Genomic DNA, 12,132 nt, shown 5'->3' with positions numbered 1-12,132 from the left:
ACCTCTCCTCAGTCACTGATCTGGTGCAGTTTCGCGGCGTTGATCTTTACATGATAGCGGCTGCGCAGGGCGGTCGCGTAGGTCTGCAGGATATCGGTCTGCATCGCATTGTCGAGCGAGGTCTGAATGCGGGCCACGATGGCGGGATTGCTGCCCGGTTTGGGTTCGGTGATGCTTTTCACCACCCCCACGACGAACTCGCTCTCGGTTTCAACCATGGTCGGCTCGCCCGGCTTGAGCGTGAAGATGATCGGCAGCAATTTGGCCGGAACCCCGGCGGCGGGCTTTGCGCGGGTCATCGGCGGCGAGGTCGTGATCGGCTGACCCGCCGCGTTCGCGGCTTGCGCGAAGGTTTTGCCGGATTTCACCGCACTGATCAGGGACGCGGCGGCAATCTCCTCCTGGCGCTTGACCTGATCGCCGGTCCAGTCGCTCAGCACTGCGGTTGCGACCTTGTCGTAGGGTTTCAGCGCGGGGGGGATCAGCTTCTGCACCGAGATCGCGTAGTAGCTGTCATCCGGCCCGGTGATCGCGCGCGGCTGCGCCCCCGGCGCGGTATCGAACGCGGATTTCACGATCGCGGCGCGCAAGGCCTTCGGGCCGGGGATCGGTGCGGGCTTGCCTTCGGCGGTCATGCCCTCCGCATCGAGCGTTCCCTCGACCGCCACGAGGTGCAGATCCCCCGGCAGATGATCGAGCGAGGTGTTGCCCGCCAGCGCATCCTGCAATTTCGTCACGCTGGCATTCACCACGTGACGCGCCTTGCGCAATTGCACCGCCGCCTTCACCTGCGGTTCCACCTGGGCCAGCGGGGTCGTGCCGCCCGGATTGGCCTTGGTCACCTTGAACACATAGGTGCCGAGCGCGCCGGTCACCGGCGCGGACACCTGATCCGGCGTGGCGGCGAACACAGCCTTGGCCAGACGCCCCGAGGGGAACTGGTCCGGCTGGGCGTCGTTGAACGTCACTGCCGTTGCGCTCGCGGCATTGGCGGCCTGTTTCATTGCGGCCCAGCTCGTGCCCTTGTTCCACAGGGCCGCGAGTTTCGCCGCGCTCGGTGCGTCCTCGGCGGTGATGATCTCGACCGATCGGCTGGCGATGCGCCCGAATTTCGAGGCCTCATCCTTGTATTCGGCGTCGAGTTCCGCCTTCGTCACGGTCTGGTCCGCCGCGAGCAGGGCGGGCGAGAGAATGACCACCTGGACTTTGCGCAGCGCCGGGGTTGAAAACCGCCCGGGGTGATCGCGCCAGTACCGCCTGAGCACCGCCGTCGCGGGCGGGGGCGGGGGTGTTGCGGCGGCGAAGGGGAGTTGCGCGTACTCGATCGTGCGTTCCTGACCGACATAATCATAGATCTGCTTTACCAGCGGCGCGGGGGCCACGGCTCCCACGGTGATCGCCTGCACGATCTGGCTCGCGTTGAGGCCGCGCGAAATATCCGCCATGAACGCCGCCGGGGTCAGGTTATGCTGGGCGAGCACCTGATTGAAGGTCGCCTTGTCGAACTTGCCGTCCGGACCGTCGAACACGCTCATCGCGAAAATCTGGGCCCGGAGTGCCTCGGGCGGTGCCACGACGCCGAGATGGCGGGCATCCAGCGCCATCGTCGCGCGGTCGATGGCCTGGCCCAGCGCGGCCCCGGCATAGAGGCGGCGCTCGCCCTGGCTCGGCTCCGCGCCGTTATGCGCCTGCGCATAGGCGGTGACCTGCTGCTGATACGATGAGTTGATGTCCTCGGCCTGGATCGACTGGCCGCCGACGGTGGCGACCGCCTCGCTCGACCCGTGCTGGGTGATCACGCTGGAGACCCCCCAGAAGATGAACACGGCGATCAGCACCATGAAAAAGGCGCGAACCAGCCAGTTGTCGAGCAATTTGCGGATCGTCGAGAGCATCCGTTTCCAACCTTGTGCAGCGAGAGACCGGCGTATTACCACGCGCGCCGCCGATTGCCACCCGGCCCATGCTGAGGCTACGAAGCAGCCTGCTCATTCCCGGCCGGTCGCACCGGCCCTGCCTGATAACCGAGGACACGATCCGATGCGCCAGATGATTGCGGGTAACTGGAAAATGAACGGCACCCTCGCCGGCCTCGCTGGCTTTGCCGCTCCCCTTGCGGCGGGCGTGGACGGGGTTGACCTGCTGATCTGCCCGCCTTTTCCCCTGATCGGGCCGATGATCGCGGCCTTCGCCGGTGCGCCGGTCGCGGTCGGGGCGCAGGATTGCGCGGTCGAGGTCGCGGGCGCCCATACCGGCGATGTCTCTGCCCCGCTCCTCGCCGAGATCGGGGCCAGCCACGTCATTCTCGGTCATTCGGAACGCCGGGCCGATCATGGCGAGCGCTCCGCTCTGGTGCGCGACAAGGCCCGCACTGCCACCGCCGCCGGGCTGATCCCGATTATCTGTGTTGGTGAAACTCTGGCCGAACGCGAGTCCGGCGAGGCGGAAACCGTGGTCCGTGCGCAGCTTGCCGGGAGCGTGCCGGACGGGTTTGCCGGCCTGATCGCCTACGAGCCGGTCTGGGCGATCGGCACCGGCAAAACGCCCACCGTTGCCGATGTCGCGGCGATGCACGCCAGCATCCGCGCCTCGCTGAAAAAGCAGCTGGGGGATGCCGGCACGGCCATGCTCATTCTCTATGGCGGGTCGGTGAAACCCGCCAATGCGGCGGAACTTCTCGCCATTCCCGAAGTCGGAGGCGCCTTGATCGGCGGGGCCAGCCTCGAAGCGGATGATTTCCTTGCGATTGCCCAAGCCGCGCAGCGATAGAGGGCCGCGCAGCGATAGAGGGCGGCGCAGCGATAGAAGGCGGCGAAGTCAGCGGCTCAGCCCGGCCGCCTCGATGGCCTTGAGATAGGCCGCCCATCGGAACTCCTGCTCCCGCCCGAGGCGATGCAGGTAGTCCCACGAGAATATGCCGGTCGAGTGCCCATCGTCGAAGGTGATGCGAATGGCATAATGCCCGTTCGGCTCCAGCGACGTGATGCCGACCCCGGATTTTCCGCCCACCAGCTGACGCTGCTCCGGGCTGTGGCCCTGAACCTCGGCGCTCGGGCTTTCGACCCGGAGATACTCCGCCGGTAAAATGAAATGCGACCCGTCGGCGAAACTGATGTCGAGCACGCGTTCCGCGCGCTTGAGGCGGATTTCGGTCGGCTCGGGCAGGGTCACGAGTCGATCTTCCGCGCCTCGTCGATCAGCATGATCGGAATCCCGTCGCGGATCGGAAAGGCTAGCCCGGCCTGCGTGCTGATCAATTCGCCCTGCGCCCGATCGTAAACCAGCGGCCCTTTGGTGAGCGGGCAGACCAGAACTTCGAGCAACCTCGGGTCGATCGGCGCCGGATCGGTCATGGCGCGTATCCTTTGCGATGGTGGAATGGCGCACCCGAAGAGACTCGAACTCCTAACCCCCAGATTCGTAGTCTGGTGCTCTATCCAGTTGAGCTACGGGTGCGCTGTGCGGGCCGGATTAGCGGATCGCCCCGAAAACCGCAACCCCGCGCGAACGCGGTGCCGCCATCGGCCTCATACGTCCAGATTGGCGACTTTCAGCGCATTGCCGACGATGAATTCCCGGCGGGGTTCCACCACGTCGCCCATCAGGGTCGAGAAAATCTGGTCGCTCTCCTCGGCGTCCCCGATCCGCACCTGAAGCAGGCGGCGCACCTCCGGGTCGAGCGTGGTATGCCAGAGCTGCTCGGGGTTCATTTCGCCGAGACCCTTGAAGCGCTGGATCGACAGGCCCTTCCGCCCGATCGCGAACAGCGCCTCCACCAGGCTCGACGGTCCCTGCACCGGCTTCGCGGTCTCGCCCTGCCGGAGCGCGGGGGCGGTGGTGAACATCGCGGCGAGGCGTTCGGCGCGTTCGGCCAGCCAGCGCGCCTCGGTCGAACGAAGTGCGGCAAGGTCGAGGGTGAAGCGCTCGGCCACACCGCGCACGGTGCGCCCGATCACGATCCCCCCGGCATCCACCGCAACCACCCAGCCGCGTTCGTTGGGCGGCGAGATCGCATCGAGCCTGCCGGCGAGCGCCGGTGCGCGGTCGGTCATCTGGGCGGGTTCCGCCCCGAGCACGCCGACGATCGCGGCCTGTTCGATATAGGCAACCGGCATGTCGCGGGCGAGATCGGTGATCCGCCGGGAGGCTTCGCGCAGGAACGGCAGTTCGGCGGCGAGATCGATCCCGTCGATCCGGGCTTCGTTGAGGGCGCGCTCGAACAGATACGCCTCCATCGCGTCGTCGTCCTTGAGGTAGCGTTCCTCGTTGCCGCGCTTGGCCCGGTAGAGCGGCGGCTGCGCGATATAGAGATGCCCGCGCTCGATCAGTTCGCGCATCTGGCGGAAAAAGAAGGTGAGCAGCAGGGTGCGGATGTGCGAGCCATCCACGTCCGCATCCGTCATGATGACGATGCGGTGATAGCGCAGCTTGCTGATGTCGAACCCGCCCTGCTCGGGCCCGGAGGGGCCGATGCCGGTGCCCAGCGCGGTGATCAGCGTGCCGATTTCGGCGGAGCCCAGCATCCGGTCGAACCGTGCGCGCTCCACGTTGAGGATCTTGCCCTTGAGCGGCAAAATCGCCTGCGTCTTGCGATCGCGCCCCTGCTTGGCCGAACCACCCGCCGAATCACCCTCGACGATGAAGATCTCGGATTTCGCGGGATCGCGTTCCTGGCAATCCGCGAGTTTGCCGGGCAGGGTGCTGATATCGAGCACGCCCTTGCGCCGGGTCAGTTCGCGCGCCCGCCGCGCCGCCTCGCGGGCCGAAGCTGCGTCCATCACTTTCTGGACGATCAGCCGCCCCTCTTTCGGGTGGGTCTCGAACCAGTGCTCCACCGCATCCGCCACCGCCGCCTGCACCAGCGGCTGGACCTCGGACGACACCAGCTTGTCCTTGGTCTGCGAGGAGAATTTCGGGTCCGGCACCTTGACCGAAAGCACCGCGGTCAATCCCTCGCGCATATCCTCGCCGTTGAGCGACAGATTGTCTTTCTTGCTGACCGATTCCGCGATTTTCGAGACCACCCTCGTCAGCGCGGAGCGGAACCCCGCCAGATGCGTGCCGCCGTCGCGCTGGACGATGTTGTTGGTGAAACAGAGCATGGTTTCGTGATAGGTCTCGTTCCAGGCCAGAGCGAACTCCACCCGGATGCCGCCGACCGCATCGACCTTGTAATCGGTGATCGGCGGGGAAAAAATCTGGCTTTTCGCCCGGTCGAGCCAGTTGACGAATTCGATCAGACCGCCCCGGTAGAGAAAATTGGCCTCCTGCACCGGGGTATGGCGCTCGTCGCGCAGATTGATCGTCAGCCCCGAATTCAGAAATGCCAGCTCGCGCAGCCGCCGCTCGAAAATCGCATAATCGAACTCGGTCTGGGTGAACGTTCCCGACGAGGGCTTGAAACTCACCTCCGACCCGGTCGGATGATCGGACGGCCCGACAATTCTCAGCGGCGCCACCGTCTCGCCGTGCTCGAAGCGGATGAAATGCTCCATCCCCTCGCGCCAGATCCGCACCTCCATCCATTCCGACAGCGCATTGACCACGGCCGCGCCCACGCCATGAAGGCCGCCGGAAACCTTGTAGGAGTTCTGGTTGAACTTGCCCCCGGCATGCAGACGGGTCAGCACCACCTCCGCCGCCGAAATCCCTTCCTCATGATGAATATCGGTCGGAATCCCCCGCCCGTTATCCGTCACCGTCATCGATCCGTCGCCGTTCAGCACGACATCGACCCGGTCGCAAAATCCCGCCTGCGCCTCATCGACCGCGTTATCGATGATCTCGGTGCCCATGTGATGCAGCCCCGACCCGTCATCGGTGTCGCCGATATACATGCCCGGCCGCTTGCGCACGGCGTCGAGCCCACGCAAAACGCTGATCGAGGCCGCGTCGTAAGCGGCATCGGCCAGCGCTTCCTGCGGCAATTCGGGGGGAATGGGCATAGGGGTCGCGTCGGCGGAATCGGTCATGCCGGAATTGTGCTCCAAGGTGCGTATTTCGCGATTTTATAGCAGAAAACCGCCGAAATGCCTAATGAGCCGACGCGTCATCCCCCGCCAGCGCCGCGCGCAACGCCGCGTCGTCGAGCAATTGCTGGGTCTGCGCCTGAACCGCCGCCAGCTGCGCCTGCCGCCATGCGATTTCGGCGGTCAGTACCGTATTGTAATCCGCTGCCCCGAGCTTGAACTGCTGGCGCGCCAGCGTATACGCCGCATCCGCCGTCGCCGCCGCCGCGTCGCTCTCGCGCACCGACTCCCGGTCCGCCGCCACCTTGCGCAACCCGTCCGCGACCTGCTGGAACGCGGTCAGCACCGTCCCCCGATAGGTCGCGAGCGCGTTCGCGAGCGTCGCCTGCGCCGCCCGCTCATGCGCGCGCAATACCCCGCCATCGAATACCGGCGCCAGCAACGACCCCGCCAGCGTCCATAACGCCGCCCCCGGCTCGAACAAGGTGTTGAACGTCTCCGACGCGTAACCGCCCTGCGCCGACAGCGTCACGCTCGGATACAACGCCGCCACCGCCTGCCCGACCGCCGCATGATCCGCCGAAACCAGGGCCCGCGCCGCCACAATGTCCGGCCGCCCCGCCACCAGCGCCGAAGGCACCGCCGGCACCACATCGCGCGGCACCGTGAAATCGGCCAGCCGGTAATGCCCGCCCCTGAACTCCGCCGGGGCCACCCCGCTATCCACCGCCATCGCATGGCGCTCGGCACTCGCCTCGGCCAGCAACGCGGGCAAAGCCGACATCGTCGCCTGATACTGCGCCCGCTGCTGCAATACCGGCAGCCGCGCAATCGCGCCCGCGCCATACTCCCCGTTCAGCAGATCCAGCAGCCGCTTCTCGCTCGCCGCAATCGCCCGGTCGGTCCGGATCTGCGCATTCAACCCCGCCTCGGTGATCGCCGCGACCACAATGCCGTCCGCCACCGTCAACCGCGCCGCACCCACCTCCGCCCGCTGATACGCCACCAGCGCCGCGCCATTCCGGAACGCATAGGCCCGCGCCCCGAACAACCCGGGATTATACGAAATCGTCCCGTCCATCTCGTCGATCGTGTACGCCCCATACCCGTTCGGCCCGGTGGGAAACGACTGGCGCGACACGTTCGGGTTCAACGAAACCTGCGGCAGATATGCCCCGGTCGCCGCCGCGCGGTTCGCCGCCGCCGCCCGCACCAGAGCCGAAGCCGCCACCACCCCCGGCGCCCGCACCACCCCCGCCGCCACCAGCCGATCCAGCGACCGATCGCCAAACCCCCGCCACCACGCCCCCACCAGAACCGATCCCGCCACCGGCCCGCCCCGCACATACGCCCCCGGCACCGAACCCACCGCCACCGGCCTGATCGGCACGGCACAGCCGGCGAGGATCAGGGCGGTGAGCAGAACGGGGCTTCGCCCCCAGCCCCACCAGGGGGCTTTGCCCCCTGGACCCCCACTAAGGGCGGGGCCCTTAGAACCCATGAGTTTCCGTCCGGAGTAGGGCGATCCAGACCAGATCGACGGAACCACCGTGGCAGCGCCCTCCTCCGGACGGAAACTAGCGGATTCCAAAGGCTCCGCCTTTGGCGGGGTGCAGGGGCAGCGCCCCTGCTGGGGTCCGGGGCGAAGCCCCGTCTTGCGCACGTCCCTCATCGTTGCCGTCCGTGGACGAGGCAATACATTGCCGGCACGGCGAACAGGGACAGGATGAAGCCGGAGGCCATGCCGGTCGCGAGGATGGCGCCGATATCGTAGCGGATCACGGCCTGGGGTCCGTTGGCGAGCATCAGCGGGATGGCGCCGCCGATCAGGGCGAGGGTGATCATCAGGATCGGGCGGAAGCGCAGTCGTGCGGCGTCGCGGGCGGCTTCGGTGATCGGGTGGCCGTCGCGGGCGCGTTCGTGGGCGACCTGGACGAACAGGATGCCTTGTCGCGCGATCAGGCCCCATACGGCGAGGAGGGCGATTTCGGTGACGATATTGAGGGTTGCTCCGCCGAGGGCGATGAGGGAGAGCGGGCCGAGGCTGGCGAGCGGCACGGTGGTGATCACCACGAACGGGTCGCGGAGCGAGCGGAACTGACCGGCGAGCAGAAAGAACAGCCCGGCGAAGCCCATGAGGAACAGGAGGTTGTTTTCGTGCTGCGAGCGCCGGAAGGTGGCGGAGGGGCCGGCGTAGCCGAACGACATGCCCAGGGTGTGCTGGGCGGTGAATGCCTTGTTGAGGGTGGCGAGCGCATCCGAGAGCGAGACGCCGAGTTTCGGCTGGCCCTGGATGGTCACGGTCGGCAGGCCCTGCCACGAGCCGATCGCGTTGGGTTCCTGACGCAGTGCGATCCGCGTGACATCCGCGAGCGGCACGATCCCGCCTTTGGCGGTCTGCACCGTGTAGGTCCCGATCCCGGCGGGGGTGGTATTGCGCGGCCCGGTTGGGATCACATCGAGCGTGGTATGCCCGAGGCTGACATGGCCGATCGTGCCGCCGGAGAGTGAATCGGCCAGTGCATTCCCGATCGCGCTGGTTGGCACATCGAGTGCGGCGGCGAGGTTGCGGCGGATCGAGATGGCGTATTGCGGCTGGCTCGCCCCCGGCGATTCCTGGAGAAAGTCGAACTTGCCGCTGGCGTAGCCGGCATCGATCACCTTCTGCGCCACCGCGAGCAGCTTGCCGTAGCTGGCCTGCCCTGAGATCAGCACGTCGATCGGCAGCCCGTTGAGGCCGGGTAACCCGTTGTTTTCGTTGACATAGGCTTTGACTCCGGGGAGTTTGCCGAGGGCCGCGCCGAGGATTTTGGTGGCGTGGAGCGCTTCGTCCGGCGTATCGAAGCTGTAGCCGCCGAACAGGCCGTGGGCGTTTTCATCGGCGACCATCCAGTCCGGCATACCGGGTTCGAGCCGGTCGAGCACGGCCTGGATCTGGTGATATTGCGCCTTGAGGTAGGTGATCGAGGCGCCGTAGGGGCCCTGGGCGAAAATATTGACCGAAAGACCATCGGCGGCGGGCGTGAGATTGCGCGGGGCCTGCGTGTAGAGAAATCCGCTGACCCCGGCGAGCACCGCCGCGACCAGCACGACCATGCCGGGGTGGCGCAGCGCGGGTGCGAGCATGCGGGCGTAAAGGTCGCGCAGCCGGTCGATCGGCCCGGTATCGGCTTCGCGGGTGGAATGCCGTCCCGCCCAGAGTGCGATGAGCGGCACCACGGTCAGCGCGATCAGCAGCGAGAGCAGAAACGCGGTGATCAGCACGCTCGCGAAGGGGCGGAACAGTGCGGCGGTCAATCCCTGCAGAAACAGCAGGGGCAGGAAGGCGACCACCAGCGTCGATGAAATCGCGGCGAGCACCGGGGCGAGCCGGGTGACGCTGGCCGAGGCGGCGTCGAGCGGGGTTTCGCCTTCGTTGATCCGGCGGAAAATATCCTCGACCACCACGATCGCATCATCGACCACGAGCCCCACGGCCAGGACGAGCGCGATGATGGTGAACAGGTTGAGGCTTTCCCCGCGCAGATGCATCACGATCGCGGTGCCCAGCAGCGACAGCACGATCGCGAGGAACGGGGCGGCGGCGGCGCGCGTGGTGCCGAGGGAGAAGCGCACGATCACCACGACCAGCGCGATGGTGATGAGCAGGGTGAAGCCCAGATCGCGCAGGGAGCGGGTGATGCTGATCGATTCGTCATAGATCAGCGGCAGTTCCAGCCCCGGCGGCGCGGTCTTGCGAATGGTGGCGAGCATCCGGCGGACATCGCGCGACACGTCCAGAATATTGCCGCCCGGTGCCACGCCGGCGGCGAGGTAGACCGCCCGCCGCCCCTGCCACCAGTTCTCGAAGGTCTTGGATGGCGGGCCGAGGGCGACATCCGCGACCGATGAGAGCGGGATCGTGACCCCGGAGCGCGTCACGATCGGAATCCGCTGGAAATTCCCGATCGCGCCGAGCCCGTTGCGCGCTTCCACGGGGATCACGCCCGCCGCGTTGCGCAGCGAACCGGCGGCGGACAGGTTGGCGGCATTGGTCAGCGCATCGGTGATTTCTCCCGGCGTGACGCCGAGTGCGGCCATCCGTGCCGGGTTCATCGCGACGCGGATGGCGGGGTCCGGGGCGAATACCGTCACCGGCCCGATATTCGGCACGGTTTCCAGCCGGGGGATCACGTCGGTCTTGAGGTAGCGGGTGACGGCGGTTTCCGAAATTCCCGGCGCGAACAGGGCGGCGACGTTGAGTTCCTGATTGGCGCTCTGCCGCCCCACCAAGGCGACCTCCGGCAACCGCGCCGCGCTCGGCAGATCGTTGCGCGCGGCATTCACCGCCGAGAGCACTTCGGCATAGACCGTGTTGGGATCGACGCCGCCGCCGAGATAGGCGCGGATGACCGAGCGTCCTTCGCGGGACGTGCCGGTGACGTATGACACGCCGTTCACCGCCGCGACGCTCGCTTCGGTCGGGATCGTCACGAAGCGGTTGACCACCGAGGCCGAGGCGCCGGGGTAGCGTGTGACGATCTTGATCCGGTTGGCCGGGATCGGCGGGCTCGGGCGGATCGGCAGGGTCAGCAGCGAGATTGTCCCGAACAGCATGAGCGCCGCCACGCCGAGACCCACGAGGATCGGGTGGTTGAGCAAACGCGCCCACGGGCTAGTCCATCCCCGCGTCGGGCTCATGATTTCGCGCCCGGTTTCACCCGCGCCGCCTGGAGCGCGCCGGCGGTTTCCGGCACGATGCCCTCGCCATCCTGAAGTTTGAATCCGCCGATCGCAACGATGGTGTTCAGCGGGGTCGCCTTCGCCGCGCGAATGATCGTGGTCGCTCCCGCGGTGGACAGGATTTTGACGTAGACCGCCCGCACCACCGATTTTGATGCGTGCTGATCGACGGCATAGACGAAACTGCCGAGCGGCCCGTAATCCACCGCGGTCGCCGGCACCCGATACGCTGCAACCGGCGTGCCCGTCGCAATCGTCACGGTGCCGAACGCACCCGGCATCAGGGTATGATCGGGATTGGCGATCCGCCCCTCGACCATCCGCGCCCGCGTCGTTGCGTTCAGCTGCGGGCTGAGGGCGAGAATGCGCCCGATTTGTGCCGCTGCCGCATCCGTCCCGTCATTCCCGCCGGCGCCGGGCGCGGTAAACCGGAACGCATCGCCGAAGCCGATCCCCGCAAGTTCGGTTTCCGGCACGGCGAACAGCACGCGCAGCGGATCGGTCTGGGTGATCGTCGTGATCGTGGCCCCCTGCGCGAGGTAATCCCCTGCGGAAACCCGGCGGATTCCCAGAATTCCCCCGAACGGGGCCCGCACGATCCGGCGGTTCTCGCGCGCGGTATCGAGGGCCAGTTGCGCGGCGGCTTCGGCATAGCCCGCCTGATCGGTTTCCACCTGCGCTTCCGACACGCCCGAGATCGCGCGCAATTTCCGGTCCCGCGCAATGGTCCGGCCCGCCTGATCGAGTTTCGCCCGATCGAGCGCGACCTGCGCGCGTTCCACCCCATCGTCGAAGCGCAGCAGCACTTCGCCCTTGGTGACGGTCTCGCCCGAATGAAACAGCACGGTGCCGATCACCCCGGCGCGCTGCGCGGCAATGGTGGCGGACTGCACGGCCGCAATCTGACCGGAAACCTCGACCGTGGCACGATACCGGGTCGGATGAACCCGCGTCACCGGCACCTGTGGCGTTGCTTCGCCCGCCGCCTGCGCCACCGCGACACTCAGCGCCAGCGCGACCGCCGCCGGTCCAACGACGGCCCGCGCGGCCCGGCGTGTCCGTCCCGCCTGCACGCAACACAGTCCGGCGGGCGCGCGGCCGCGCAATGGGTCCGGTTGACCGCCGGGCATGGGAACTCTCCTTGGTGAAGCCGAAGCAGGTTGGGCCGCAGACGAAAAGCGACCGGGATCAAGTGTTTCGCCCAGGTCGGGGGGGGTGGTAAAGACACAACCATACGGAATATCGAATTGCGCGAGATCGCAATTTGTTGGTTTCTGTAGAGCCTTTTCAGCATCCATCGCGATATTAAGTTGCGTCGTCCTGTCCGGTGGCCCGACCGCACCGGATCCATAACTGCGCGCGCCGAAAAAACAGCTAGCATTCCGGATCGCGTGAACCCGCTCGATCCTCGATCAAGCATCACGTTTGCAACCGCGACGGG

Annotated in this window: 8 protein-coding genes and 1 tRNA gene; 1 reads left to right on the top strand and 8 read right to left on the bottom strand. The window is 66.9% G+C overall.

What is annotated here, in order from left to right; all coding sequences use genetic code 11:
- Nucleotides 1–8: 8 nt before the first annotated feature.
- Nucleotides 9–1,895, bottom strand: coding sequence for a peptidylprolyl isomerase (locus tag SIL87_RS17865; protein WP_319615497.1), 1,887 nt, complete (start codon nt 1,893–1,895; stop codon nt 9–11).
- A gap of 145 nt (nt 1,896–2,040) precedes the next feature.
- Here SIL87_RS17865 and tpiA point away from each other — a divergent pair, with 145 nt between their 5' ends.
- On the top strand, nt 2,041–2,769 hold the full coding sequence (gene tpiA / locus SIL87_RS17860; RefSeq protein WP_319615496.1) for a triose-phosphate isomerase: 729 nt from the start codon (nt 2,041–2,043) through the stop codon (nt 2,767–2,769).
- A 48-nt stretch (nt 2,770–2,817) separates the two neighbouring features.
- On the opposite strand, the gene SIL87_RS17855 is transcribed toward tpiA, so the two are convergent.
- The 7 genes from SIL87_RS17855 to SIL87_RS17825 all read right to left on the bottom strand — a co-directional run bounded on the left by SIL87_RS17855 (nt 2,818) and on the right by SIL87_RS17825 (nt 11,821).
- The gene (locus tag SIL87_RS17855) at nt 2,818–3,171 is read right to left on the bottom strand and encodes a DUF971 domain-containing protein (protein WP_319615495.1); all 354 of its coding nucleotides are present in this window, start codon (nt 3,169–3,171) and stop codon (nt 2,818–2,820) included.
- A complete protein-coding gene (locus SIL87_RS17850) occupies nt 3,168–3,353 on the bottom strand; it encodes a Trm112 family protein (RefSeq protein ID WP_319615494.1) in 186 nt (61 codons plus the stop codon). The genes SIL87_RS17855 and SIL87_RS17850 overlap by 4 nt, the downstream gene beginning before the upstream one ends.
- 26 nt (nt 3,354–3,379) lie before the next feature.
- Nucleotides 3,380–3,456, bottom strand: a tRNA-Arg gene (locus SIL87_RS17845).
- A 71-nt stretch (nt 3,457–3,527) separates the two neighbouring features.
- Nucleotides 3,528–5,972 (bottom strand): DNA topoisomerase (ATP-hydrolyzing) subunit B, encoded by a 2,445-nt coding sequence (gene gyrB / locus SIL87_RS17840; protein WP_405055244.1) that lies wholly within the window; start codon nt 5,970–5,972, stop codon nt 3,528–3,530.
- A 61-nt stretch (nt 5,973–6,033) separates the two neighbouring features.
- Nucleotides 6,034–7,470, bottom strand: coding sequence for an efflux transporter outer membrane subunit (locus SIL87_RS17835; protein WP_319615493.1), 1,437 nt, complete (start codon nt 7,468–7,470; stop codon nt 6,034–6,036).
- A 167-nt stretch (nt 7,471–7,637) separates the two neighbouring features.
- On the bottom strand, nt 7,638–10,649 hold the full coding sequence (locus SIL87_RS17830; RefSeq protein WP_319615492.1) for an efflux RND transporter permease subunit: 3,012 nt from the start codon (nt 10,647–10,649) through the stop codon (nt 7,638–7,640).
- Entirely contained in the window at nt 10,646–11,821 is a 1,176-nt protein-coding gene (locus SIL87_RS17825; RefSeq protein ID WP_319615491.1) for an efflux RND transporter periplasmic adaptor subunit, read from the bottom strand. Before SIL87_RS17825 ends, SIL87_RS17830 begins: the two co-directional genes overlap by 4 nt.
- Between the last annotated feature and the right edge of the window lie 311 nt (nt 11,822–12,132).

Origin of the sequence: Acidiphilium acidophilum (genome assembly GCF_033842475.1) — a bacterium.
Classification (GTDB): domain Bacteria; phylum Pseudomonadota; class Alphaproteobacteria; order Acetobacterales; family Acetobacteraceae; genus Acidiphilium; species Acidiphilium acidophilum.
The sequence above is the reverse complement of the archived record's forward strand: the minus strand, read 5'-3'. Positions and strand labels throughout refer to the sequence as shown.

Coding starts and splice junctions, on each gene's coding strand:
- SIL87_RS17850 (WP_319615494.1), bottom strand. CDS start 3,353: ATGACCGATCCGGCGCCGATCGACCCGAGGTTGCTCGAAGTTCTGGTC.
- tpiA (WP_319615496.1), top strand. CDS start 2,041: ATGCGCCAGATGATTGCGGGTAACTGGAAAATGAACGGCACCCTCGCC.
- SIL87_RS17865 (WP_319615497.1), bottom strand. CDS start 1,895: ATGCTCTCGACGATCCGCAAATTGCTCGACAACTGGCTGGTTCGCGCC.
- SIL87_RS17830 (WP_319615492.1), bottom strand. CDS start 10,649: ATGAGCCCGACGCGGGGATGGACTAGCCCGTGGGCGCGTTTGCTCAAC.
- SIL87_RS17835 (WP_319615493.1), bottom strand. CDS start 7,470: ATGGGTTCTAAGGGCCCCGCCCTTAGTGGGGGTCCAGGGGGCAAAGCC.
- SIL87_RS17825 (WP_319615491.1), bottom strand. CDS start 11,821: ATGCCCGGCGGTCAACCGGACCCATTGCGCGGCCGCGCGCCCGCCGGA.
- gyrB (WP_405055244.1), bottom strand. CDS start 5,972: ATGACCGATTCCGCCGACGCGACCCCTATGCCCATTCCCCCCGAATTG.